The sequence below is a fragment of the Mucilaginibacter sp. 22184 genome (genome assembly GCF_052045695.1).
Classification (GTDB): Bacteria; Bacteroidota; Bacteroidia; order Sphingobacteriales; family Sphingobacteriaceae; genus Mucilaginibacter.
This window is the reverse complement of sequence record NZ_JBQEPI010000001.1, coordinates 850,748-877,226: the sequence shown is the minus strand read 5'-3', so window position 1 is coordinate 877,226 and position 26,479 is coordinate 850,748. Positions and strand designations below refer to the sequence as shown.

General features: G+C 44.8%; 24 protein-coding genes. 15 read left to right on the top strand and 9 right to left on the bottom strand.

The window, feature by feature from the left end:
- Positions 1-107 precede the first annotated feature (107 nt).
- The gene (gene rsmI / locus ACTJKG_RS03720; protein ID WP_172334184.1) at positions 108-851 is read right to left on the bottom strand and encodes a 16S rRNA (cytidine(1402)-2'-O)-methyltransferase; all 744 of its coding nucleotides are present in this window, start codon (positions 849-851) and stop codon (positions 108-110) included.
- Positions 852-980: 129 nt separating this feature from the next.
- Between rsmI and serS the strand changes: the two genes are divergently transcribed.
- The gene (gene serS / locus ACTJKG_RS03715) at positions 981-2,252 is read left to right on the top strand and encodes a serine--tRNA ligase (protein ID WP_440738392.1); all 1,272 of its coding nucleotides are present in this window, start codon (positions 981-983) and stop codon (positions 2,250-2,252) included.
- Between the two features lie 139 nt (positions 2,253-2,391).
- Here serS and ACTJKG_RS03710 read toward each other — a convergent pair whose 3' ends face one another.
- Positions 2,392-3,282: a helix-turn-helix domain-containing protein gene (locus ACTJKG_RS03710; protein WP_440738391.1), complete on the bottom strand. Its 891-nt coding sequence runs from the start codon at positions 3,280-3,282 to the stop codon at positions 2,392-2,394.
- Positions 3,283-3,588: 306 nt separating this feature from the next.
- On the opposite strand from ACTJKG_RS03710, the gene ppsA reads away from it, so the two are divergent.
- Positions 3,589-6,039: a phosphoenolpyruvate synthase gene (gene ppsA, locus ACTJKG_RS03705; RefSeq protein ID WP_440738390.1), complete on the top strand. Its 2,451-nt coding sequence runs from the start codon at positions 3,589-3,591 to the stop codon at positions 6,037-6,039.
- A 133-nt stretch (positions 6,040-6,172) separates the two neighbouring features.
- On the top strand, positions 6,173-7,831 hold the full coding sequence (locus ACTJKG_RS03700; protein ID WP_172334188.1) for a M28 family metallopeptidase: 1,659 nt from the start codon (positions 6,173-6,175) through the stop codon (positions 7,829-7,831).
- A gap of 129 nt (positions 7,832-7,960) precedes the next feature.
- Here ACTJKG_RS03700 and ACTJKG_RS03695 read toward each other — a convergent pair whose 3' ends face one another.
- From ACTJKG_RS03695 to ACTJKG_RS03685, 3 genes are all read right to left on the bottom strand, one after another.
- Positions 7,961-8,323 (bottom strand): TM2 domain-containing protein, encoded by a 363-nt coding sequence (locus tag ACTJKG_RS03695; RefSeq protein WP_172334189.1) that lies wholly within the window; start codon positions 8,321-8,323, stop codon positions 7,961-7,963.
- 203 nt (positions 8,324-8,526) lie between these two features.
- A complete protein-coding gene (locus ACTJKG_RS03690; protein WP_253952180.1) occupies positions 8,527-8,835 on the bottom strand; it encodes a DUF2752 domain-containing protein in 309 nt (102 codons plus the stop codon).
- Complete coding sequence (locus tag ACTJKG_RS03685) at positions 8,828-9,241, bottom strand: DUF4199 domain-containing protein (RefSeq protein ID WP_172334190.1); 414 nt, start codon at positions 9,239-9,241, stop codon at positions 8,828-8,830. The genes ACTJKG_RS03690 and ACTJKG_RS03685 overlap by 8 nt, the downstream gene beginning before the upstream one ends.
- Before the next feature lie 283 nt (positions 9,242-9,524).
- On the opposite strand from ACTJKG_RS03685, the gene mfd reads away from it, so the two are divergent.
- On the top strand, positions 9,525-12,881 hold the full coding sequence (gene mfd, locus ACTJKG_RS03680) for a transcription-repair coupling factor (protein ID WP_440738389.1): 3,357 nt from the start codon (positions 9,525-9,527) through the stop codon (positions 12,879-12,881).
- A 123-nt stretch (positions 12,882-13,004) separates the two neighbouring features.
- On the opposite strand, the gene hpt is transcribed toward mfd, so the two are convergent.
- Positions 13,005-13,541 (bottom strand): hypoxanthine phosphoribosyltransferase, encoded by a 537-nt coding sequence (hpt, locus tag ACTJKG_RS03675; protein ID WP_440738388.1) that lies wholly within the window; start codon positions 13,539-13,541, stop codon positions 13,005-13,007.
- A 153-nt stretch (positions 13,542-13,694) separates the two neighbouring features.
- On the opposite strand from hpt, the gene ACTJKG_RS03670 reads away from it, so the two are divergent.
- On the top strand, positions 13,695-14,921 hold the full coding sequence (locus ACTJKG_RS03670; RefSeq protein ID WP_172334444.1) for a M16 family metallopeptidase: 1,227 nt from the start codon (positions 13,695-13,697) through the stop codon (positions 14,919-14,921).
- A 23-nt stretch (positions 14,922-14,944) separates the two neighbouring features.
- Entirely contained in the window at positions 14,945-15,517 is a 573-nt protein-coding gene (gene def, locus ACTJKG_RS03665; protein ID WP_172334193.1) for a peptide deformylase, read from the top strand.
- Positions 15,518-15,631: 114 nt separating this feature from the next.
- On the opposite strand, the gene ACTJKG_RS03660 is transcribed toward def, so the two are convergent.
- From ACTJKG_RS03660 to ACTJKG_RS03650, 3 genes are all read right to left on the bottom strand, one after another.
- Positions 15,632-16,321, bottom strand: a complete 690-nt coding sequence (locus ACTJKG_RS03660) for a hypothetical protein (protein ID WP_440738387.1) — start codon at positions 16,319-16,321, stop codon at positions 15,632-15,634.
- A gap of 60 nt (positions 16,322-16,381) precedes the next feature.
- The gene (locus ACTJKG_RS03655) at positions 16,382-16,660 is read right to left on the bottom strand and encodes a NifU family protein (protein ID WP_166095485.1); all 279 of its coding nucleotides are present in this window, start codon (positions 16,658-16,660) and stop codon (positions 16,382-16,384) included.
- A 126-nt stretch (positions 16,661-16,786) separates the two neighbouring features.
- A complete protein-coding gene (locus ACTJKG_RS03650) occupies positions 16,787-17,866 on the bottom strand; it encodes an Mrp/NBP35 family ATP-binding protein (protein ID WP_440738386.1) in 1,080 nt (359 codons plus the stop codon).
- Between the two features lie 117 nt (positions 17,867-17,983).
- Between ACTJKG_RS03650 and ACTJKG_RS03645 the strand changes: the two genes are divergently transcribed.
- The 9 genes from ACTJKG_RS03645 to ACTJKG_RS03605 all read left to right on the top strand — a co-directional run bounded on the left by ACTJKG_RS03645 (position 17,984) and on the right by ACTJKG_RS03605 (position 26,384).
- A complete protein-coding gene (locus ACTJKG_RS03645; protein WP_440738385.1) occupies positions 17,984-20,230 on the top strand; it encodes a transglycosylase domain-containing protein in 2,247 nt (748 codons plus the stop codon).
- A 108-nt stretch (positions 20,231-20,338) separates the two neighbouring features.
- A complete protein-coding gene (locus ACTJKG_RS03640; protein WP_440738384.1) occupies positions 20,339-20,968 on the top strand; it encodes an NAD(P)H-dependent oxidoreductase in 630 nt (209 codons plus the stop codon).
- Positions 20,969-21,114: 146 nt separating this feature from the next.
- Positions 21,115-21,492 carry a response regulator gene (locus ACTJKG_RS03635; RefSeq protein ID WP_172334197.1) on the top strand — a complete coding sequence of 126 codons (378 nt, stop codon included), beginning with the start codon at positions 21,115-21,117 and terminating at the stop codon, positions 21,490-21,492.
- A 77-nt stretch (positions 21,493-21,569) separates the two neighbouring features.
- Complete coding sequence (locus ACTJKG_RS03630) at positions 21,570-21,800, top strand: hypothetical protein (protein ID WP_172334198.1); 231 nt, start codon at positions 21,570-21,572, stop codon at positions 21,798-21,800.
- Between the two features lie 171 nt (positions 21,801-21,971).
- Positions 21,972-24,002 carry a tetratricopeptide repeat-containing sensor histidine kinase gene (locus ACTJKG_RS03625; RefSeq protein WP_440738383.1) on the top strand — a complete coding sequence of 677 codons (2,031 nt, stop codon included), beginning with the start codon at positions 21,972-21,974 and terminating at the stop codon, positions 24,000-24,002.
- Positions 23,995-24,618 (top strand): response regulator transcription factor, encoded by a 624-nt coding sequence (locus ACTJKG_RS03620; protein WP_172334200.1) that lies wholly within the window; start codon positions 23,995-23,997, stop codon positions 24,616-24,618. The genes ACTJKG_RS03625 and ACTJKG_RS03620 overlap by 8 nt, the downstream gene beginning before the upstream one ends.
- 170 nt (positions 24,619-24,788) lie before the next feature.
- Positions 24,789-25,250, top strand: a complete 462-nt coding sequence (locus ACTJKG_RS03615; protein ID WP_440738382.1) for a hypothetical protein — start codon at positions 24,789-24,791, stop codon at positions 25,248-25,250.
- A gap of 43 nt (positions 25,251-25,293) precedes the next feature.
- Complete coding sequence (locus tag ACTJKG_RS03610; RefSeq protein ID WP_440738381.1) at positions 25,294-25,503, top strand: hypothetical protein; 210 nt, start codon at positions 25,294-25,296, stop codon at positions 25,501-25,503.
- A 41-nt stretch (positions 25,504-25,544) separates the two neighbouring features.
- Entirely contained in the window at positions 25,545-26,384 is an 840-nt protein-coding gene (locus ACTJKG_RS03605; protein ID WP_172334203.1) for a hypothetical protein, read from the top strand.
- The last annotated feature ends 95 nt before the right edge of the window (positions 26,385-26,479 follow it).

Genomic DNA, 26,479 nt, shown 5'->3' with positions numbered 1-26,479 from the left:
TTTTATTTTTATTTGCTTTCCCAGGCTGTCATGCTGAGCCCGTCGAAGCATGGTGGGCAGGCCTCTGCGCGCGTCCTTCGACAGGCTCAGGGTGACAGTCCCTGTTTTTATTCCTCTTCGTCGTCTTTATATTTATTCTTTGATGTTTTGGCTTCGGCACCGGCCACACAGATCACAAACTCCCCTTTTGCAGGGTGTGTTTCATAATATTGCTTTACCTCGATTACGGTACCGCGAACAGTTTCTTCGAACATTTTGGTAAGCTCGCGCGATACGGATAACTGGCGATCGGCCCCAAAATAAGTCGCCATTTCGTCCAGTGTTTTCAGTAAACGGTGCGGCGATTCATACAGTATGATCGTACGCTCCTCGGCAGCCAAAAATTTATAACGCGTTTGCCTGCCTTTTTTCAGCGGCAAAAAACCTTCGAAACAAAACTTATCTGTAGGGAAACCAGAATTTACCAGTGCAGGCACAAAAGCTGTAGCACCAGGCAGGCATTCTACCGCGATATCAAACTTCAACGCCTCACGAACCAGGTAAAAACCCGGATCGGATATGGCTGGTGTTCCAGCATCAGATATCAGGGCGATATTTTTCCCTTCCAGCAAAAATTTCACGATCTCGTTAGATGATTGATGCTCGTTATGCTGATGATGCGAAAACACTTTCTGATGAATATCGAAATGCTTGAGCAATGGCGCCGACGTACGCGTATCCTCGGCCAGTATCAGGTCGGCCTCCTTCAAAACACGTATGGCCCTCAAGGTAATATCCTCCAGGTTGCCAATTGGGGTGGGTACTAAGTAAAGTTTACCTTTTTCGTTCATGGTTGATGGTTCATAGTTCATGGTTAGGGATCATGGTTCATGGATAATAGTTCATGGTTTTTGCAAATCAACTATGAACCATAAACGAAAAACCATGAACTATGAACCATAAACTATGAACTAATTATATCTTTGCCTAAAAATAAAATAATGCTGCAAGTTAGTTATATCCGCGATAACCGGGAACAGGTTTTAGAACGTTTGGCTGTAAAAAATTTTAAACAGACCGAGCTGGTTGATGAAATAATTCAGTTAGACGATAAACGCCGTCAAACACAAACCAGTATGGATAACGTTTCGGCCGAGGCCAATTCAGCCGCCAAACAAATTGGCGACCTGATGCGCGCGGGTAAAAAAGACGAAGCAGAAACCATCAAAGCCAAAACCGGCGCATGGAAAGAGGATATCAAAAAGCTAAGCGAGCAGCTGGCTTTTATTGAAGAAGAACTATATCAAAAGCAGGTTCTGTTGCCTAACCTGCCCCACAGCTCTGTGCCCAAAGGCTTAACCCCCGAAGAAAACGAAGTGGTGCTGGAAAACGGCTCAAAACCCACGCTGCCTGCCGATGCCCTGCCGCATTGGGAACTGGCCGCTAAATATAACCTGATCGACTTTGAACTGGGTGTTAAAATAACCGGTGCCGGTTTCCCGGTATATAAAAATAAAGGCGCTAAACTGCAACGCGCTTTGATCAATTTCTTCATTGACGAAGCCGAAAAAGCAGGCTACAGCGAAGTAAGCGTACCCCTGATGGTAAACGAAGCATCGGGATTTGGCACCGGGCAACTGCCGGATAAGGAAGGACAGATGTATCATGTTGGTGTTGATAACTTATACCTGATACCAACTGCCGAAGTGCCCATCACCAACCTGTACCGCGATGTGATACTGAAGGGCGAAGACCTGCCGGTAAAAAACTGCGGGCATACGCCATGCTTCCGTCGCGAGGCTGGTTCATACGGCGCACACGTACGCGGACTGAACCGTTTGCACCAGTTTGATAAGGTAGAGATCGTTCAGGTGGTACAACCCGACCGCTCTTACGAGGTTTTGGAACAGATGAGCGCCCATGTACAGGGCCTGCTGCAAAAACTAGGTTTGCCTTACCGCGTACTGCGCCTTTGCGGTGGCGATATGGGTTTTGCATCTGCCTTAACCTATGATATGGAAACCTGGAGCGCCGCGCAGCAACGCTGGCTGGAAGTATCATCCGTATCCAACTTTGAAACCTTCCAGAGCAATCGCCTTAAATTGCGTTTCCGCAATACCGAAGGTAAAACCCAGCTGGCTCATACGCTTAACGGCAGCGCCCTGGCATTACCCCGTATTGTGGCTACCCTGTTGGAAAACAATCAAACCGAAAAAGGCATCCGGATACCGGAGGTACTGGTACCATATACTAAATTTGAGTGGATTGATTAAAGCATCGTCCTAAACTTATACTCCCATACTCCACGCGTCATTGCGAGCGTAGCGTGGCAATCCCCTATTTGCAGAGCCGCTCTGTATAGTTAGTGATTGCCACGCTCGCAATGACGTTGTTAATTAAACTCGCCCCCTTCTACAAATACTGCCGAAACTCCTTCCTAACCGCCAAAGGCTTCTTCCCGGTAATCGCTTTAAAATGCCGGTTAAAATTGGAAAGGTTGGAGAAACCCGATTCGTAACTGATGATCACCATGCTATAGTCCGTCTCTTTCAGTAGTTTGCAGGCATTATTAATGCGCACTTCCAGTAAAAAATCAAAATAGCTTTTCTGCACCCGCGATTTAAAATACCGGCAAAAAGCATTCGGGCTCATGTAAATAACAGCCGATATCTCTTTTAGGGTGATCACCCGGTGAAAATTATTCAGCGTGTATAGGTAAATTTTGGTGAGCCGGGTTTCATCACCCGCGTTAAAGGTATGCTGCTGTATCTGCGGATTTATAGGGCGATATTCCTTTTCATTGGCTATGGGCGCCAGTAATTGCATCAATAAAGGTATGCGTTCACTGGCTGTGGCGCTAAGTAACTGACTCAACAAAACTTTTAATCGCGTGCGCAGACTGCCTTGAAACGCGAGCACGTTCGCGGCCCGGCGTATCACTATGCGCAGGTATTCATTTTCGGGCAGGCTGATAAACTGCGCGCCAAATATATCGGGGTTAAAATGCAGGGTAAGCAATTGTACCGGCAGCTTTATCCTCCCCTGCTTTTGCAAAGGATATTCAAAGGTATGGGTATCAAACCGGAATAAATGCGGCAGATTTCCTCCCAGCATCAACAGATCGCCGGCGGCAACAGGTTCTATTTTATCGCCTACCAGCAGCACGCCACGCCCTTCCATAATATAAATGAGCTCAATTTCGGGGTGATAATGCAATTCATTATAAGAATGATAATGCCCGGTAAGCTCCAAACTAAACGACTGGTTAGCCGGTGTACTCAACTTTTTTAACCGCGCACGCATTGGTAATTATTGAATTAGTGATTTAGTGAATTATTGATTTTTTATCGCTCATACTGATCTTTGCTCCTTGCTCTAAAACCCTAATTCAATTATATAAATTATATTATGTACACTGTTTTATATCAAAAATAGATATAATTGGTTAATATAGTATTATTTATTGTATAAAACCTCCTGTTTCCAAATGAGCTATCCGATAGTTTTGTAGAAAAAAAATGCAAATGAATTAGTCCCGATTTTTTAAGACACACCAGGCATGTAAAAAATCACTAATTCACTAACCCACTAATTCAAAATTATTCAGCGATGGAAACAACAAACTATATTTTGCAACTCAACGAGGCTGGCATTAATGATATCGACCGCGTAGGCGGCAAAAATGCGTCGCTTGGCGAAATGCTTCAAAATTTGAAACTATTGGGTATCGACATTCCCTTTGGGTTTATTGTGGTTGCCGATGCTTACTATAGCTTCATAAAATACAATAAGCTCGATGTGTTTATCAGCACCATCATCGCCCAAACCAATGTGGATGATCTGGAACAACTTAAAAAATGCGGTGGCACTATCCGCGGACTTATCCGCGATGGAAAATTTCCTGAAGATATCAAAACGCAAATTGCCGGTGCTTATACCGCCTTATGCGCCTACTATGATAAAACAGATGTTGATGTGGCCGTCCGATCATCTGCAACTGCCGAAGATCTGCCCGATGCTTCTTTCGCCGGACAACAGGATACTTATTTAAATATAACCGGCACCGATGATCTGCTGAATGCCATACGTGATTGTTTTGCATCGCTGTTTACCGATCGGGCTATTAGTTACCGCAAAAGCTTTGGGTACGATCATTTCCGTATCGGGCTTTCGGTTTGTGTACAAAAAATGGTGCGTTCGGATATCGGCGCCTCCGGCGTAGCTTTTTCGCTTGATACAGAGAGTGGATTTAAAGACATGGTGGTGATCAACGGCGCCTTCGGCCTGGGCGAAATGGTTGTTCAGGGAGCCGTAAAGCCCGATGAGTTTACCATATTTAAACCGTTGCTGGGCAAACCGGGTCTGCGCCCTTTAATCGAAAAAAAATTAGGCACTAAGGATAGTAAGATGGTTTATGGCGAAGCTAATGAGCCGCGTGTAAAAGTAGTGCCTACTACCGAACCCGAAAAGGCACATTTTTGCCTAACTGATGATATGGCCCTGCAACTGGCCAGTTGGGTGGTTGCCATCGAAAATTACTACACCGCGCTTAAAGGCCGCTGGTGCCCCATGGATGTGGAATGGGCAGTTGATGGCGAAACCAGACAGCTTTACATTGTACAGGCCCGGCCCGAAACCATTCACTCACGCAAAGCGCAGCAAACCCTGCAGGTATTTACCATGGATGTCAAAGCCAAGAGCACGCAATTGCTATTACAGGGTATTGCCGTTGGCGACAAGATAGCATCCGGAAAGGTACACTTATTGGACAACGTAGATACCGTTTCCCTGGCGCAACTGAACTTTAAGCCAGGCGATGTATTGGTAACCGACATGACCGACCCCGACTGGGAACCCTTGATGAAAAAGGCGGCGGCTATAGTCACCAATAAAGGCGGGCGTACCTGTCATGCCGCTATTGTGGCACGCGAGTTGGGCGTACCGGCCATTGTGGGCTGTGGCAATGCTACCGAATTATTGAGCACAGGTATGCAGGTAACCGTATCCTGCGCCGAGGGCGAAAACGGCTACATCTATGCCGGAGATATTCCGTTTAAAATACAGGAGTATGATCTGAGTACGCTCCCATCTGTTGATACCCCCATCATGATGAATGTGGCCTCGCCAGATATCGCGTTTAAGCTGGCCGGTTATCCGCATCGTGGTGTTGGCCTGGCGCGCGAGGAGTTTATCATCAGCAATTATATTAAAATACACCCGCAGGCCTTGCTACAACACCGGGAGCTGAAAGACGAGGCCCTTACCGCGCTGATTGAAGATACCATTAAGGGTTATGCCGATGAGCAAACTTATTTTATAGACAAGCTCTCCTTCGGGATTGGTAAAATAGCTTCGGCTTTTTATCCGCATAAAGTGATTGTACGGTTCTCTGATTTTAAAACCAACGAGTATGCCAGCATGCCCGGCGGCAGTTATTTTGAACCATCTGAGGAAAACCCAATGATTGGCTGGCGGGGAGCTTCCCGCTATTACTCTGCTGCTTATAAGGAAGCATTTGGTATGGAATGCCGCGCCATCAAAAAAGTGCGCGAAACCATGGGACTCAAAAATGTGGTGGTAATGATCCCTTTTTGTCGCACCATCAACGAGTTGCTGCGGGTTTACGAAACCATGAAGGAATATGGCCTGGTTCGCGGCGAAAACGGCTTGGAAGTATACCTGATGGCTGAAGTTCCATCCAACGTGATCCTGGCCGATCAGTTTGCCCGGTATATTGACGGGTTCTCTATCGGATCAAACGACCTCACCCAACTGGTGCTTGGGCTCGACCGTGACTCGGCTCTGGTAGCGGAGATCTATAACGAACGCAATGAAGCGGTAAAAATGATGATCTCACAATTGATCAGGGCAGCGAAAAAGGCCGGCATTAAGGTGGGTATCTGCGGCCAGGGACCATCAGATTATCCCGACTTTGCCCAGTTTTTGGTGGAAGAAGGCATCGACAGTATCTCCATAACTCCCGATTCGTTTCTGAAAACCGTTGAGGCGATCAAGAAAATAGAAGACCAGGCTACCTATCAAGTAAAGCAGATTGCCTGACATTTTTATATAGTACCGACAAATAACAATAAAAGCGGCCCTGAAGAAGCCGCTTTTTGTTATTATCAGAGTATGTCTTTGCTTGCACTAAGCATTTCCTTTAACTACATTTGGGATAAACACGTTTACACATATGAAGAACAAATACCATTACCTGCTGGGGTTAAGCGGCAGCATATTGATTGCTGCCTGCAGTCAAAATAAAAAGGAAGATCAGGAATCCCTCAAAGCCATAACTCCCGACGAGATCAAATCGCACATCGCGGTGCTGGCCAATGATTCACTGTTAGGGCGCAAGCCTTTTACTCCCGGTGAAAACAAAGCCATAGCTTATATCTCATCGGAATTTAAAAAAGCCGGATTAGAACCCGGCAATAACGGTGGTTATTTACAGGATGTGCCCATGGTGGAGATCACCAGCCAACCATCCGAAACCATGGAGATCAGCGGTGCTAAATCGCCAATGAGCCTGCATAAACTCACGGATTTTGTAACCTTTAGCCGCCGCGAGGTTGATTCGGTACAACTTAAAAACTCGCCGCTTGTTTTCGCCGGCTACGGTATTGTCGCCCCCGAGTTTCACTGGAATGATTATGCCGGGCTGGATGTAAAAGGCAAAACCGTAGTTGTGCTGGTGAATGATCCCGGCTTTAAAAGCGGCGATCCTACCATATTTAAAGGCGATACTATGACCTATTACGGCCGCTGGACCTACAAATTTGAAGAAGCCGCCCGCCAGGGTGCCGCCGGCGTGATCATTGTGCACCAAACCGAGCCTGCCAGTTATGGCTGGGAAGTGGTATCCAACAGTAATTCGGGCGCTAAACTTTACCTTACCCAGGCAGACAAACATATGTCCCGCTGCAAGGTGGAAGGCTGGATCACGGAAGACGCCGCTAAAAAACTATTTGCTGATGCCGGTATCACCGGCGATCTGCGCGCTATTGCCCGCAGCAAAAGCTTTAAGGCTGTTCCGCTTAACCGCTCAGTTTCTTTAACTATCAACAATAAGCTTAAATATTCAACCTCGCATAATGTTATTGGCACCATCAAAGGCAGTACATCGCCAGGTGAGTATATTTTGTATACCGCTCACTGGGATCACCTGGGCATTGGCAAACCCGATGCCAAAGGCGACAGCATTTATAACGGCGCTGTTGACAATGCCAGTGGTGTAGCCGCTATCATCAGCGTAGCCAAAGCATTTCAACAGGCCAAAGAAAAACCCAAACGCTCCATTGTATTTTTAGCGGTAACTGCCGAAGAACAGGGTTTACTGGGCTCGGAGTATTATGCCACTCATCCCGTTTATCCGCTCAACAAAACCATTGCCGATCTGAACATGGACGCCCTGGGCAGCTATGGCGAAACCAAAGACATCGCTATCACCGGCAAGGGTCAAAACGATCTGGAAGATTATGTGGCCGATATAGCCAAAGAGGATGGCCTCACCACCGTAGGCGACCGTCACCCGGGCGCGGGCAGCTATTACCGGTCTGATCATTTTAATTTTGCCAAACTGGGTGTTCCGGCACTGGATATTAACAATGGCAGCATCAGCAAAACACAGGGAGCTACTTACGGCGAAGACAAGCAAAAGGAATATAACTCGCAGCGCTATCACCAACCGGCTGATAATTACAGTGCCGATATGGACGCTACCGGCATGGCCCAGATTGCTGATATCCTTTACCGTATAGGCACCAAACTCAGTAACGAAACCACCTTTCCCGGCTGGAAACCGCATTCGGAATTTAAGGCTGTGAGAGATAAGGCAGTCAATGGTCGATAGACCATGGTCCATGGACTATCGACTATGGTCAATTAACCAATGAACAAACAAAAAAATCCACCCCGTAACAGAAGGTGGATTTTTTTTGATATATATATATAGTGAAACTATCATCCCCGAAGGGCTTGTTTAGTTGCTCATTTTAGCAATGTTGAAGCTTTCGATAGCCATTTGTTTGTTGTAATCGGTGGCTATGTTTTTATAGTTGATCAGGTCTACAACAGTACCGATAAGGCAAAAGCCACCGGTAAAAAAGTAAACCAGGCCCATGCCTATCTGGTCGGTCATAAAGCGTTGTACTCCCGATACGCCCAGGAATCCAAGCAGCGTGGCCAGCAGAATATCCTGTGGGTTTCTTCTTTTGTTGCCATAAATACCTATAAAATACCGTTGCTGATCTTCGGTTAATGAGGCTAATGCCTGTTGTAAAAAGGAAAACTCTTCGGGAGTAATACCTTCAAACATCATATATGGATTTGGGTAAGTGTTCATTTTCGTAGCGTTTAAGGTTATCGTTTGTTTGATGATATAAAGGTATTACGATAAGCAAAACGAGCCTATGGAAAACTGGTTAGCAGCAGGAACATGTCGGTGAGCGGGGAAGTTTTGGCGGTGAAAATATAGAGCCGGGATCATGGAGCGAGGATCGAGGTTCAGGACTTATGCGTTGTACGATGTTTTTATGCTACTCCTTCTTAAAAACCCGAATCCCGCTCCCCGAACCGCGTAACACGAGTTACGCTCAAAACATAAATCCGGTGAAAAATAACGACCACGGCAGGGATGCCCAGCCAATGGGCGTGAAAGGAATTGGGGATATCGCCGTGGAACAAGTAAATGATGGAATGTCCCAGTCCGCAGCCAGGGCACCATTTAAAGCCCATCAGTTTTAAGGGGCACAGTGTAAAATGCGATTCAGCGCCCGGCGTACTAAAAGCCAGGGCAAGCATAGCCGCTACCCAGAAAAACAGTTCAAAATATTTTGAAAAGAGCCTTTTAATCAACCTTGTTCGCTTTGTTATGATACAACAAAGATACGGCAAAGGCCAGTAATACGCCCACCAACAAAGCCCCGAATATGCGGCCCGACGAGGCCTCCATTACGTTGCTCATAGATACATGCGCATAGCTAAAATATAATATGGTGGCAAAAATGGTTACAATACCTCCTGCAATTAATATTTTAAAACTTTGTATCAAGGCTTCCAAAAAGCCCATCTGTCCTTTACAGTCGTTTTTACGATAGTTGTAGATCCCTATAAGTAACCCAAGGGCCGGAATCAGAAATGAAAAGTACTCCAGTGTGGCCACCTTTTCGTCGGTTGGTGAGATGCCCGAACCGTGCATCACAAACATCCAAGCTCCACTTAATACGCCAATGACAATACCCCAAATAATTGCATTCTTCATGGTTATAAAATTAGGTTAAAACAATAGGTAGGTTATAATGATAAGTTTATTCAATTTACTATTAAAAAGTAATAATTCATAGAGATTGTTTCATTTTGGAACAAAGTTTTTTGGAGTAAGGACTATGGACTGTGATATGATTGGATCGTTGGACCTTAGTATGATTGAACTGTAATCCCCAAAACCTTATAATTCCAAAGTCATATACGCTAAAAGTCTCCTATTCCTAAAATCCAATAGTCCCCAAAAGTCCTATCATCTTTTTCCGTATATTTGCGCAGTTTTGAACATCCGTGATATTTTAGACAGATATAAAGCTGATGACAGGATAAAAGCGTTGGCAACTGCGCTAAACGCTTCCAAAAATCCAAGGATACAGCTACGTGGTTTAGTCGGATCAAGTGATTCGGCCATGGCGGTAGCTTTGTATTTTTTGCAGCACAAACACATGGTATTTGTACTGCCCGATCGGGAAGAAGCCGGTTATTTTCAGGCCGACCTGGAAAACCTTACCGGTAAGGAAGCTCTGCTTTTCCCTTCCTCCTACCGCAAGCCCTTTGAATTTACCCAACCCGATAGCAGCAATGTACTGGCACGCGCCGAGGTACTGAATGAGCTTAACCACTCTACCGAGTTTGGTCAATTGATCGTAACCTACCCCGAGGCCCTTGCCGAAAAAGTAATCGACCGCTCATCGCTCGAAAAAAACACGCTCGAAATAGCCGTTGGCAGCAAGCTGAGCATTGAGTTTATTAACGAGTTTTTAATTGAGTATGATTTTGACCGGGTTGATTTTGTGTACGAGCCCGGGCAATTCTCTGTTCGCGGGGGTATTGTTGATATCTTCTCGTTTTCGCATAACCTCCCTTACCGGGTAGAGTTCTTTGGCGATTTTATTGAGTCGATCCGTACATTCGAGATTGAAAGCCAGTTGTCTGTTGAGCAGGTTAAAAGCATCACCATTGTACCCAATGTACAATCCAAGTTTTTAACCGAAAGCAATATTTCCCTGCTGGAATATGTGGAACCCGGCACCCAGGTATGGATCAAAGACGTACAGTTTACGCTTGACATTATCCAAACCGGCTTTAAAAAGGCGGTAAACCTATGGAAGGCCCTATCTGCTGAAGAAAAAACGCAGAACCCCGAATGGATAGACCCTAAATTTGGTTTCACCGACGAGAAACTGATAGCCGATCAGCTATTTGATTTCCCTGTGGTAGAATTTGGCAAACAGTTTTTCTATCAGCCTACGACGTCTATCAATTTTGATATGCGGCCGCAGCCATCTTTCAATAAGGATTTTACGCTGCTGATTCACAATTTTAAAAACAACGAGGCCGATAAGATCGAGAATTTTATCCTCACCGACTCGGCCCGGCAGGTAGAGCGTTTATATGCAATTCTGGATGATCTGGATAAAACCGTAAAGTTCACCCCCATCAGCGTTTCTATCCGTGAAGGTTTTGTAGACCATGAACAAAAACTGGCCTGCTATACCGATCACCAGATATTTGACCGCTACTATAAATACAAGCTCAAAAAAGGTTACCAGCGCTCGCAGGCGATCACATTGAAAGAACTGCGCGACCTGAAACCCGGCGACTACGTTACCCATATTGACCACGGTATAGGCAAATACGCAGGCCTGGAAAAGGTGGAGGTTAACGGCAAACAGCAAGAGATGATCCGCCTGATTTATGCCGATAATGATCTGCTGTATGTAAACATCAACTCGCTTAACCGCATATCTAAATACAGCGGTAAAGAGGGCACGGTGCCTAAGATGAACAAGCTGGGCACCGATACCTGGGAGCGTTTGAAGAAAACAACAAAAAAAAAAGTTAAGGACATAGCCCGCGATCTGATCAAGCTTTACGCTCTGCGTAAGGCCCAGCAGGGTAATGCCTTTTCGCCCGATAGTTACCTGCAAACCGAGCTGGAAGCCTCCTTCCTTTACGAGGATACGCCAGACCAGGAAAAAGCCACCGCCGACTTTAAAAAGGACATGGAATCGCCGCACCCGATGGACCGTCTCATTTGCGGAGATGTAGGCTTTGGCAAAACCGAGGTTGCCGTTCGCGCGGCATTTAAGGCCGTAGCCGATAGCAAACAGGTGGCTATATTGGTACCAACCACCATTTTAGCGGCACAGCACTACAAAACATTTACAGACAGGCTCAAAGGCTTCCCGGCTAATATTGATTATATCAACCGGTTTAAAACCAGCCGGCAGATCAAGGATACTTTAGAGAAGCTGAAAGAAGGCAAGGTGGATATCATCATCGGTACACATCGGCTGGTGAGCAAGGATGTGAAATTTAAGGACCTGGGGCTGATGATCATCGACGAGGAGCAAAAATTCGGCGTATCAACCAAAGAAAAACTGAAACAAATGCGTGCCAACGTGGATACGTTAACGCTTACCGCCACGCCTATTCCGCGTACGCTTCATTTCTCGTTGATGGGGGCACGTGATCTTTCCATCATCTCCACACCACCGCCCAACAGGCAGCCCGTAGTTACAGAGTTGCATGTGTTTAACGATACGCTGATCAAAGAAGCGGTAGAGTTTGAGCTGGAACGTGGCGGACAGGTATTCTTTATCCATAATCGCGTGGCCGATCTCCCGCAACTGGGTGGTATGATCCACAAGCTGGTGCCTAAGGCCCGTGTGGGTATTGCCCACGGACAGTTAGAAGGTGACGCGCTGGAAGATGTGATGCTGAAATTTGTGAACCACGAGTATGATGTATTGGTGGCCACTACCATTATTGAAGCCGGCCTGGATATCCCGAATGCCAATACCATCATCATCAATTACGCTCACATGTTTGGCCTGAGCGATCTGCACCAGATGCGTGGCCGTGTAGGGCGGAGCAATAAAAAGGCGTATTGCTATTTGCTAAGTCCGCCATTGTCTACCTTAACCAGCGAAGCCCGCAAACGCCTGAGTGCGATTGAAGAGTTCAGTGACCTGGGCAGTGGTTTTAACGTGGCCATGCGCGATCTGGACATCCGGGGCAGCGGCAACCTGCTGGGCGCCGAGCAAAGCGGCTTTATTGCCGAGATCGGGTTTGATATGTATCATAAGATATTGGACGAAGCCATACAAGAACTCAAGGACGATGAATTTAAAGGCGTTTTCCCCGACGAAAAACCGCGTCCGTTTATCGCTTTTACCCAAATTGATACCGACCTGGAGATCCTGATCCCCGATGAGTATGTAACCAATATATCCGAACGTTATAACCTGTACACCGAGCTATCCAAACTGGAAAATGAGGTGGAACTGGCAGCGTTTCAACAACAATTACACGACCGCTTTGGCAAAGTACCGCCGCAGGTTAACGACTTGTTGAACACCATGCGTATGCAATGGCTGGGCAAAGCTATTGGCTTTGAAAAGATCTCCCTAAAAAAGAATGTATTGCGCGGCTATTTTATCAGCGACCAGCAATCGGCATATTTCGAGACAGACGCCTTCCGCAATGTGCTCACTTTTGTGCAATCAAACATGCGTCGTACCAACCTCAAAGAAGTAAAAAACACCCTGCGCCTCAGCATTGAAGGTGTAAACAGTATTGATCAGGCCGTGTTGTTCCTGAGTGAGATTGCGGGCATGGTTGGGGTTGATTAGGCACCCATTTCTATAACAATCGCCATTGCGAGCGCAGCGTGGCAATCCCCGATTAGCAGGGCAAATATGCAAAGTCGCTCTGTAACGTTAGGGATTGCTTCGTACCTCGCAATGACGTTGGGGCTATATTTTCTTATAAATATCTCTCAAATTTCTACCCATTTCCTGGTAATCCAGGCCATAACCTACAACAAACTCATTCTCGATCTCAAAACCTACATATTTCAGCTCCTCAATAGGGCTAAGTAATGCCTCCGGCTTTAGTAATAAAGAGCATACAGCTATGGATGCAGGGTTACGTTGTTTTAGTTTATCAATGAGGTAATGCAGAGTATTGCCGGTATCCACAATATCCTCAATAATTACTACATCACGGTCTTTAATATCCATGATCAAATCAATATCATCGCGGATCTTCAGCTTGCTGGTAGTGCCACCATAGTACGAGGCCAGTTTAGTAAAGGCAATTTCGCATGGGCGATCAATTTCTTTGATCAGGTCGGCTATAAATAAAAAACTGCCGTTCAGTACGCCAACAAATACCGGGATACTGTTCTGATAATCGGCATTTAATTGCTGACCAATGGCTTTAGTGCGTTCAACTATTACTTTTTCGCTAATGAGGGGTTCAAATTCGAGATCGGCAATTTTAATTTTCATACGAGGGGGATTACTTTAATGTTTGGGGCATTTCTAACTATGGTATGCTGAGCAGGTACATACGCATTACGATTTTTGCCCTAAAATAGTATAAATCGCTTACAATAGCATCAAAATAATTATACCGCATATAATGTATCTTTGCCATCCATGATCGACTACCAGGCATACACTTTACCCAATGGCATCCGCATATTATATAAACATGCCCCCTTTGCCATAACCCATTGCTGTTTTATTATAAATGCCGGCTCGCGCGATGAGGCTCCGCAACAGGAGGGCCTCGCGCATTTCATTGAACACCTGCTGTTTAAAGAAACCGAAAGGCGCAATACCAATCAAATTTTAAACCGCCTGGAACTGGTGGGAGCCGATCTGAATGCCTATACCACCAAAGAGTACACCTGTATACACGCGTCGTTGCTTAACCAGCATCTGGAGCGCTCGATGGACCTGTTTGAGGATATCCTGTTCCACTCCACCTTTCCAGAGGATGAGCAGGAAAAAGAAAAAGGTGTGATCCTGGATGAGATAGCCTCCTACCTCGATCAGCCGGAAGAAGCCATACAGGACGATTTTGAAGAACTCCTTTTTAAAGGCCACACCCTCGGCAACAACATTTTAGGTACAACCGAATCTGTTGGGCGGATGAACGGCGATGATATCCGGGCCTTTATCCGGGCCAATTACAGCACCTCCGAAATGATATTTGCCGTTCATGGCAATTATGATTTTAAAAAGATCATCAAGTTATCCGAAAAATACTTCGGGGCTATCCCTGCGCATCATCCTCAAAAAAACAGGATAGTTCCGCAGGCCAATCAAAATGGCATTCATATTGTTAAAAAACCGATATCGCAAACGCATTGTATTATTGGTAACCAGGCCTATTCCTCCTCACATCAGCACAAAAGTGGTTTATTACTGCTTAATAACTTGCTGGGAGGCATGGGTATGAGCAGCCGGTTGAACCTGGAGATCCGCGAAAAGTATGGTATTGCCTACACTATTGAGTCGAACTATACTACGCTTACCGATACCGGTATTTTTTCTATTTATTTTGGCACCGATGCCGAGAAAGCCGACAAAGCATCGCGCCTGGTACACAAAGAATTAAAAAAACTGCGAGAGCAAAAGCTAGGTACACTGCAGCTGCACCAGGCCAAAGAAAAATTTATAGGGCAGATTGCCCTGGCCGAGGAAAACCGCATGAGCCTGATTATATCAATGGCAAAAAGTTTGCTCGATTTTAATCATATTGATACACTGGAAGATGTTTTTGCCAAAATAAATGCCGTTACAGCCGATCAATTATTAGAAATAAGCAACGAAATTTTTGATATTGACAAGCTAATTACACTGAAATTTGAACCTAAATAAGAATAATCCTGTATTTTTGTAAAATGAAGTATCCTATCATCGCCTACGGAGATCCTGTTTTAAGGAAAAAAGCAACAGCCATTGAACCAGACGAGTACCCTCATATCAAAGAATTGGTTGAAAACATGTTTGAAACCATGTACGCCGCGCACGGTGTTGGCTTAGCAGCCCCTCAAGTGGGCATGTCTATGCGATTATTTGTGGTTGACGCTTCTGTTTTTAGCGATGATGAGCCTGATTTGAAAGACTTTAAAAAAGTATTCATCAACGCTACCATATTAGAAGAAACCGGCGAAGAATGGGGCTTTAATGAGGGCTGCCTGAGCATACCCGATATCAGGGAGGATGTATACCGCAAACCCGTTGTAAAACTATCTTATTATGACGAAGAATGGAAGCATCACGAAGAAAGCTTCAAAGGTCTTGCTGCGCGCGTGATACAGCATGAGTATGACCATATTGAAGGTAAATTGTTTACCGACAAGCTAAGTCCGCTGCGCAAACGTCTCATCGAGAAAAAACTGAACGATATTTCAAAAGGCATGGTTGACGTTGACTACAAAATGAAATTCCCTGCTGTTAAAAAGGGACGATAGTTTAAATCGTAAGTCTGGGGTCTTTTATTCTAAGTCAAGAAACGGATATGTTTCCGAGCCTATAAAGACTTTGCCTATAAAAATACTTATGACTTCAAACTCTGAGCTTCAGAATTAATTACTGCTCTTATTATCCGCATCGGTTATCTGTTTAACCAGGCTTCCCCAGGCAAACGGATTAAGTAATGGGTTTGGTGTTAGTGAATGCGAATTCAGGATGGTGTTATGCATGCTTTGGGCGGTAGCCGATTGTATTTCCTGGGCATCACGGGGCAATACGTTTCCTAAAGCAACTAAGGTGGTACGGTTAATATTTTTACGCGCTATCTCCAGGTCATCATCGGCCAGTTTTACAGCTAAAAAGTCTTTCTTAAACTCATCTGTAGTAGCCCATGGGAACACATGGAACGTAGGCAGATTAATGATCTGTGCTTTCAGGTTAACTTGCAGGGTATAGCTTTTATTAGGCACATTGGAAGGTATAACAACCGTTACAGGTCCGTATCCAACGCAGGTAAAGCGCAGGGTATCCTGCTCGTGAACTACAAATGAAAAGTAACCTTTATAGTTTGATTGCCCTGCCGAATTATGCGCCGAAGTATTAGTAATGGTAACATAAGGAACGATCACACTGGCACTATCGGCGTTATGTACAACACCCGTAAACTGCACAACGGGCCTGTCGTCATGTTTTTGTGCAAAGGCGCCAATTGATGCAAATAAAAATAATATGGCTATCAGATATTTCATATACCAATCACCCTCCCCGGATATATTACAGGCTATGCCCGGAAAAAGTTTCAAAACTTTAACAAAAGTACGTTAATGCCGTAAATAAGGCTGGCATTTTAACAATACTTAACATTATCTCAAATTTTCAGGAAGCACCGCGTTAGGGTCGTCAATGTCTGTCAGGTTGATAGCCTCAATCCCGGTCACTTCCGGAACAGCTTTTTTAATAGCCTGTTCAATGCCAGCTTTAAGCGTCATGATGCTCATGGGGCATGACCCGCATGAACCTAACAATTTTAATTTAACTACACCTTCTGGGGTGATCTCCTCAATCGAAACATTCCCGCCATCAGCCTCCAAATACGGGCGGATGGTATCTAAGGCTGTCTCTACTTGACTTAATAAACTCATTTTAACTAAATTATAATATAAAGTAAAGTTACAACAATTTGTTTATTTGTTCATCAGTTTATTAGTTCATTGGTCTTAACCATGTAATCTTACCTAATTAATGACAAGGCACCAATAAACCTTGAATTATTGAACTAATGAACCAACAGCTTTCGCGTTTGAAATAGCTACCTGCTGCGCCACGCGGCGGGCCATCTCTAAAAATGCCTGGGTCATTACCCCATCTTCTTCCAGTATGGTTGGCTTGCCCGCATCGCCAGAGTCGCTTATACCCTTTACTAACGGAATTTCACCTAAAAATGGTACATCCAGTTGCGCGGCCAGTTTTTGCCCGCCACCCTTACCAAAAATATAATATTTATTCTCCGGCAATTCGGCAGGTGTAAAGTACGACATGTTTTCGACCACGCCTAGTATCGGCACATTTATGGCCGGCATTAAAAACATGCCTATCCCCTTTTTAGCGTCGGCCAATGCCACGTTTTGCGGCGTAGTTACAATTACCGCTCCTGTAACCGGGAAGGTTTGTGTAACCGTAATATGTATATCGCCGGTTCCTGGCGGCAGGTCTATCACTAAATAATCCAGTTCGCCCCAGTCGGCATCATTAAATAGTTGTTTTACCGCGGTTGATACCATCGGCCCGCGCCATGGTACGGGCTGATTTGGATCGGTAAAAAAGCCGATGGACAACAGTTTGATACCATATTTTTCAATCGGCTCAATACGTGTTTTGCCATTAACCTCGCTGGCTTGCGGGCGGGCCCCTTCCAGTCCGAACATAATAGGGACAGATGGGCCATAAATATCTGCATCGATTAAGCCTACCTTAGCTCCGGCTTTAGCCAATCCCAATGCCAGGTTTGCAGCCACGGTTGATTTACCAACACCTCCTTTGCCAGATGCTACCGCTATAATATTTTTAACACCGGGAACGCCGGTATTTTTTTGCGATGTAACCCTCGAGGTCATGTTAATGCTCACCACAGCCTCTTTGCTTATAAAGTGACTGATAGCGTTACGGCATGCATTTTCTATCATTGCTTTCAGCGGGCAGGCCGGCGTGGTTAGTATCACCGAAAAGCTAACGTTGTTGCCATCTATATGAATATCCTGTATCATGTTCAAGGTAACCAGGTCCTTTTTCAGATCCGGCTCTTCCACATTGCCCAGGGCTTGTAAAACTTGTTCTTTGGTAATTATCATAATATTATGGCAAATTTATGAAAACAGGCCGTTGATTTGCGTTTGTTAAAGAAACAATTTGCAGAAACAACCGTTTGCAGGGGATAAGATTTAGTTTAGTTTTGGAAAAATTTACACATGAAGCGTCTTAATCCTAAATACATACGCATAGCCGCATTTATACTGATACCCTTACTGCTTATCCTTTTAATAGGTGGCTACATTGCCTATTCAAAACGCGAGGCTTTGCTTCAAAAAGCCATCAGCAAAGCTAAAGCAAAAGCCAGGAGGGATTATAATTTAGATGTAAAAATAGGCTCGGCCCACTTTACAGGCTCCAGCACAGTAGCATTTTCAGACATCTCGATAGTGCCCGAGCAGCGCGATAGTTTACTGAATATCAAGAGCCTGGTTGTAAGTGTTAAGCTGCTGCCGCTTATTGTCGGCGATATCAAACTGGCCGATGTTTCCCTGCAGGACGGCTTTATTAACCTCACCAGCGTAAAAGGGGTTAAAAACTTCGACTTCCTGTTCAAAAAGAAAAAAGATACTACCGCAACGCATGATAAGGTTGACCTGGCCGACCTGGCCGATCACCTGGTGAACGAAGTGCTTTACAAGATACCGGATAACCTGCACCTGAATAATTTTTCAATCAGTTTTAGAGACGACAGCACGCGCCTAAAACTGCTGGCTAAAACCGCACTGATCAAAGACGGAAACCTTACCTCAACCATTGATGTGGATAACGGCACAGCCACCTGGCATATAGCCGGTAAAATGCACCCCTCTGATAAAGACATCGATGTAAAACTGTATGCCGATGGTAAAAAAGTGGAGTTGCCCATCATACAAAAAAAATTCAGGCTGGTGTTGAATTTCGATACCATCAGCACCAAGCTTACCAAGGTGGAGCATAGCGGCGGCGAAACAAAAATTTATGGTTCATGGGCTGTACATAACCTGCTCATCAATCACCCGGGCATATCATCAGATAATATTGTTTTCCCCGATGCTTCTATTGATGCTAATGTGTTTGTGGGCAGCAATTATGTATCTGTTGATAGTTCATCGCTCATTCACATCAAAAAGCTTACAGCTCGTCCCTTTATCAAATACACGCTGAACCCGGTAAAAATTTATGAGCTCAAGATCAATACCGGCTGGTTAAATGCCCCTGATATCTTCGACTCTTTCCCATCCGGTATGTTTGACGCTTTGGACGGCATACAGGTTGCGGGCAAGCTCAACTACGCGCTTAACTTTTATATGGATTCATCCAAGCCCGATGATCTGCAATTTGATTCGCGCCTGAGCAAGGATAATTTCAGGATAGTGAAGTATGGCAAAACCGACCTCACCAAGCTAAACAGCACTTTTGTATACACGCCATATGAAAAAGGCAAGCCCATGTCGCCGCATGTGATTGGCCCCGAAAACCCGGAATTTACACCGCTTGAGCAGATTTCGCCCAACTTGCGCAATGCAGTAATGACCGCAGAAGATCCTTCCTTTTACACCAATCACGGTTTTGTTGAAGAAGCTCTGCGCAAATCATTGGTGACCGATTTTAAAACCAAAAAGTTTAAACGGGGAGGCAGCGGTATATCTATGCAGCTGGTAAAAAACGCCTTTTTAAGCCGCGAAAAAACGCTTGCCCGTAAAATTGAAGAGATCCTGATTGTTTGGATCATCGAGAATAACCGGGTGATGACCAAAAACCGGATGTTGGAGGTTTACTTTAATATTATTGAATGGGGCCGTGGCATATATGGCATATCTGAGGCCTCACATTACTATTTTGGCAAATCACCGGCAGAACTTACCCTGGGCGAAAGTATTTATCTGGCCAGCATTGTACCATATCCAAAGGGTGGCTTATATGCTTTTCAGCCCGATGGAACGCTCCGTCCTGGTTTGCATGGATATTTTAACCTGATTGGTAAATTAATGGCGCAAAAAGGCTATACGGCCCGCGATACCAATGCTTATGGCTTTTATGGCGTTCGTCTGCGCGAAAGCCTGCGCCGGGCCATCGCGCCGGTGGATACCGCCACTGCCGACAGCCTGATGAAACAAAGTGATGACAATGAGGTAATGCCTGTACTGGAAGACCCGGTAAAGAAACCAAACTTCTTCCAGCGTCTCTTCGGTAAAAAAGATACTACCGCTAAAAAAGCTGAGGAGCAGGAAAAGCAAAAAGAGAAAACCGCTAAGGAAAAACTAAAAGAGCAAATTGAAGCCCTTAAGCAAGAGTACAAGCTAAAAATAGACAATATTGATACCGCCGGCAAAACCCGGAAAGATATAAGACAGGAAAAACGCCGCCTGAGGAAAGAGCAGGATGAGAAAGAGGATGAGCTGAAGCAGAAGGCCAATTTATAAGCAGATCAGGTTAACGTGTCAATTAGGTGTTTAAACACCCAATTGACACGTTGGTGACTATTCTAACTGTTTGAACATCTAATTTTGTTCCAACAAATAAAAAAAGATATGTCACTCATAGATAAATTACAATGGCGCTCTGCCATCAAAAAATTCGATCCCGCTAAAAAACTAACAGCCGACCAATTAGATAACCTGTTAAGTGCGGTGCAATTAGCACCATCATCATATGGTTTGCAATCATACAAAGTAATTGTTATTCGGGATGCCGAAACTAAAGCCAAGCTGCGCGCCGCTGGTTACGATCAGGCGCAAATCACCGATTCATCTGCCTTGTTTGTTTTTGCGTCGGTAACTAATCTTGACAATGATTTTGGCAAAAAATTCATCGACCTCGTTGCTTCAACCCGTAATGTTGCCCGTGAAACCCTACAAGGTTATGAGCAGGTTGTTTTAGGAGCACTGAACGGCCGTACCAGGGAGCAAAATATAGCCTGGTCGCACAAGCAAGCATACATTGCATTGGGTGTATTGTTAAGCGCCGCTGCTGATCAAGGTATTGATGCCGGACCAATGGAAGGTTTTGATGCCGAAAAATTTGATGAAATACTGGGATTAAAAGAAAAAGGTCTAACTGCTTCAGTTATCGCCGCCGTCGGTTTCCGCGCCGATGATGATCGTTATAGCCAAATGATCAAAGTGCGCCGTCCAAAAGAAGAATTGTTTATCCACATTTAATTAAGAAGCAAGGGCCAGGAAACAAGAGTTAAAGACTGTACCGGACAGTCCTTTCTTGATTCCTGGCGCTTAATATCTTGACTCTTAGCACCCTCCCCGTAACATCAAGTTAATCAGTGGCATGGCCTTTGCATATTTACCCAGAGATGGAAACGATAAAGGCAAAAAAGATACTAATTGTTGACCACAATGGCCTGATGACCGAAGTAATGTCATATATACTGGGCAATAATGGCTATGATGTGGTAACGCTTGATAGTGCCGAACATATATTTGGCAGCATCCGTAAAGATCACCCGGATCTCGTTATTCTCGACGCTGTTTTACCAGGCATAGATGGCATTGATGTATGCCGCCTGCTGAAATGGAACAAAGAAACCCAAACACTCCCCGTAATTATTTGTACTGACAGCGATGATACCGAAGCCTATTTAAAACAGGAAGGCGCCCCAGATGGTGTACTGCACAAACCTTTTGGGATGAATAACCTGATAGAAATTGTGAGCCATCAGCTGGCTGCATGAACAATCCGTACACCAGTTTTCTTTAAAATACCAGATTTATCATCAACAATTGTATATTTACCCCCGAGGAGAAAAAGATGGGCCTGCCACTACGCATAACTTATAACGATACAGATCACGTTTACCAGATAAACACCACGCCAATCAGCAAGGCAACTACAGAGCTTGAAATATTGTTAAACGGCGAAAAAATAATCATTCAGAAAGATGTTCGCGGAGCATGGATACAACAAGGCGAGGGCCCGTTGATCGACCCGGAACTGGCCCAGGCATTGGGACGGTCCATCTCTTTACGATTCCGGATGTAACTATTGTTTTTGTTATTCTTCCCGGTTATTATATGTAGAATAAACTCTACATATTTCTCCTTTTCGGTATAATACAAGCTTTTGCCAAAAAACGACGGCTCATTACGAAGCTATCTGCCTGTTTATATATTAAACATATTATGCATATCTTGGTTAAAGAACAATTAACCCATGTTTTCACCTAAAGCAACTTTTTCGGTTACCGTTAATTTTTTAATGCTTGCATTAAGCCTCTTCTTGTGCACTGACGATGCTGTTGCTCAGGTACCCATTCTTATTAAACGGCGGGATAGTTTAACCAGCCTGCTAAAAACACAAACAGATACCAGCAGGGGCTTTACCCTGCTCCGGCTAAGTGATAATTATTTAAGATTGAATGACGGGCATAATGAGCCGGCTATAAAATATTCTACAGAGGCCTATCAGATATTTTCTAAGGCAAAGAATGGTTATGGCATGGCCTGGGCTAAATTTGAAGAGGGGACAGCCTATATGTCGCTCCGTAAATTTCCGCTGGCATTATCGGCATTAAATATTGCAAAGGATACTCCGATCAGCGATACCATCAAACGGAAAAACGAACTGTTGGGCACTATATGGAACCAGATAGCTACCATATATGACGATCAGGGCAACATGGTACAGTCAACCGATATCCTGATCAAAAAAGTTCTTCCGTTTTACGAGGCCGCAAAAGACGAGCGCAATATCGCGTTCACCAATGCCTCTTTGGCTACCACTTTCCTGAATTTTAAACAGTACGAAAAAGCGGTATATTACTATAAAAAAGAACTGATTGATTATAAGGGCCCAAAAACGGAAAGCTATTTTGCGATCGACTATAGTAGGCTGGCCCTTTGTTTAACCGAACAGAGTAAATTAAAGGAAGCCAAACCTTATTTAGATTCGGCGCTGAAGATACTGCAGGCCTACCCCAAATCGTACCCCTGGCTTAAGTATTATTACGGCAATGCCAACTGGTATCAAAAACAAGGACAGCATGATCAGGCCCTGGTTAATTACAACGAAGCCCTGGCGGTTGCCAAACAAATTGGCGATCAGTATAATTCTATCAACATCCTTTTTGGTAAATATGATGTGTTGTATTCGCAAAAGAATTACACTGCTGCCAAACCTGTAGCCTACCAGATCTATAACCTCAACCGGCAACTGAAAGATACGATAAAACTCGATCGTATTGGCATTTATAAAATACTGTACGAGATAGAAAAAGCAACCGGAAACAACACCGCCGCGTTAAACTGGATGGAACACTATTCGGCCCTTGCCGATAGCATCAACAAAACCGACGAGAAACTAAAATTTAACGGACTGGAAGAAAAGTATCAGGCGGCTAAAAAAGAAAAGGACATCTTAAAATTGCAAAACCAGGCAAAAGAACAACAGCTTAGTCTTAACAAAAATCGTCTGTTCCTGGTGCTTTTATTGGGCGCGCTTATTATCCTGACATTGCTGCTGCTTACCTATTTTACCATCGCCAAAAACAGAAAACGAGCCGCTGAGCAGAACGAAATACTGCATCAGCAGCAACTTAAACAAAAAGAAAGCGAGCAGCAATTATTAACATTCAACGCTATGCTGGAGGGACAGGAGAAAGAGCGCACCCGCCTCTCCCGCGACCTGCATGACGGCCTGGGCGGCACGCTGGCGGGTATTAAATTACACTTGCAAAGTCAGGCCAACCAAACACAGCAACCCGGCTTGCAGCCCATTATTGAGCAAATGGCCGATGCCGTTAAAGAACTCCGCCGCATAGCCCATAATACCATGCCCGAGAACCTGTTGCGTTTTGGCCTGGAAGCGGCGGTGTCTGATCTGTGCGAAAACCTGCAAACACCGGCTACTGTTATTAATTTTTACGCCACTAATTTAAGTAAACACCTGTCGCAGCAGGAGCAGTTAACCATTTACCGCATTATACAGGAGTTATTGGGCAACGCGTTAAAATATGCCAATGCCTCCGAGATCCTGGTACAATGTATCCAGAGTGAAAACCATTTTAGCATTACTGTTGAGGATAACGGCAATGGCTTTGATGTGGATACAACCATGGATAAAAGCGGCATGGGGTTATTTAATGTTCAAAACCGTACCCGATATTTGCAGGGAACAATGGACATTCAATCATCAAAAGAAGTGGGTACCACTGTGAATATTGATTTGAAAGTGAACAATGGATAAAACAATAAACTTGTTGTTGGTAGATGACCACCCCATGGTGCTGGAGGGCTTGCGGGCCTTGTTGGCCACAAGTAAGGATGTATCCGTCAAGGGTGCTTTTACCAACGGTACCGATGCTTTAAGCTTTCTGGAAAACAATAATATCGATGTTATCCTCCTGGATATTAACCTGCCGGGGATGAATGGTTACGAGCTGTGCAAACTCATCAAAAAGAAATACCCGGTTGTGAAAGTAATTGCGCTGAGTACTCATACCGAACGATCGGGCATCACCCGCATGATCCAGAACGGGGCATCGGGCTACCTGTCAAAAAGCGCCGACAGGAAACAGCTTCTGGCAGCAATACAAGCCGTTTACACCAACAATATTTACCTGGGCGATGAGATACAAATGGAATTGGCTTCGCCTGGATCAATCTCGCTGCCCAAACTTACCCGGCGCGAAAAAGAGGTGCTCGCCCTCATTGCCGAAGGTAAAACAACCGCGCAGATGGCAGATACGCTTTTCCTGAGTCATTTAACGGTCGAAACCCATCGCCGGAACATTATGACGAAGTTTGAGGTAAGCAATTCGGCTGCGCTCATCAAGCTTGCGCTTGAAAATGGGTTGATCTGAGCCATTATCTTTTTATTGTAGAGACGCAAATATGCGTCTGTACAGAACACCGTTATTGATGACTCGTATACCCCCCTTTCTACCTGAAAACAGGTAGAAAGCAAAACACCAATTTTCTGCGATTGATAGGCTTTTAGGCATGCTTTTACTTTGGGGTAAAATCTATTATCATGAAAAAGATATCAATTATGATGCTGTTGGCAACAGCGATTTTTGCCGCGGCGTGCTCCAAGAAAAACGATAATGGTGTTGATCCCCCCGCCAATAAAGGAACAAGCATTTCTGTACAAAGCTCCTCAAACTTTACAATAGCTATTGATACACTGTATATCGCTGTGTTCAAAGGCACCACCATTGATCAGATCAATAGTGATAAATCACCCGATAGCCATAAAACCTATAAGATAGGCCCGCTTCCTAAGGGTCAAACCTCAGCCGCGCTCACTATTGATCCCCAGTTTAAGAGCTGTATTGTTCTTTATAAAAACTACAATTCCATTTTAAAACAATACCTCGTAAGCCAGGTGATGTCATTGGGCGATGGCACCAATACCAACCCCTATGTTTTAAAAACGGGCGAGGCCAAAACCATCGTACTCGACGATAAAACCAAAACTAAATTTATTTACTAAGATGTGGTTAACCTGGTTTGCCCTGATGTTTTACTCCCATTAAATGAAAAGCCTCCTATTACTGATCATAGGTATTGCATTGATGGATAGCTCGACGAAGGGCAGCCAACCCGGCGATCTTTTGTCCTTACCCGCCTATACCATTGCCATTGGGCGATGGTACAAGGACCAGCCGCCTTACCCTAAAACACGGCGGGGCAAAAAGGACCGCCCGCGGCAACGGAGTCAAAGGTATGTGTTTCAATATGGATAACCTGCTTTGTATTCAAACAGCTGTTTCTTAAAACTGATCGTATGAAAAAAATAATAGTACTTCTTGCAATAGCTGCTATTGGCTTAGGCAGTTGCAAAAAAGACAATAGCCCCGCTCCCGATAAAAATGCCAGCGTAAAAGATATGGCCGGCTGTTTGGGCTATGCTACCGGTTACTCCAACTCCGGTACCATTGGCCCTGCAAATACCTTTGATTTTAAAATAGCGCAGAACAACCAGTTCTTTGCTGGTGAGGTTACCAATCAGCGTAACTTTTGGCTGGGTATCCCTGCAGAAGTGCATGTATTGTATGAGCCCACTGCCGACTATAAAAACGCCTATGCCAGTCCGGATGGTAGCATTTTATTCGGTTACCAGATGTTTTATTACCTGGTTAACTCGTTTAGCAAGCTGCCCAATACCAATACTTTATCACCCTTACCGGTTGATGGCGTACTGGCGCATGAGTGGGGGCACCGGGTACAATTTACCGTAGGCTGGAACGACTATGCACAACCATCAGAGCGGGAGCTGGAAGCCGATTTCTTTTCGGGCTATTATATGGGCCTGGCCAAACAATGGCTTTGGGGACAGATCAAAACCTATTACTCGGCCATATATGCTTCCGGCGATTATTACTATAACTCGCCACAACATCATGGCACGCCGCAGCAACGCCTCAATGCGGCTTATGCCGGGCTTACTACGGCGGTGTATGAGCTCAACAACAACGTTCATTATACGTACGCTCAACTTCATGCTATCTTCAGATCAAAGCTTCCGTCGGAGATCTCCGTTATGCATGGCGAACAATTCGCGGAGGTATCCTATCCCAGGCATTTAACCAAGGAAAGTGTACAGCGGTTGTTCCCCAGAATATAGCCTGCCTTAACCCTGTTTGTATTTGCAGAAGACGCCTAACACCAGGCGTCTTTTTTTGTGAGCAATTGGTTTTTCTAAAGCAAACCGGATATTTT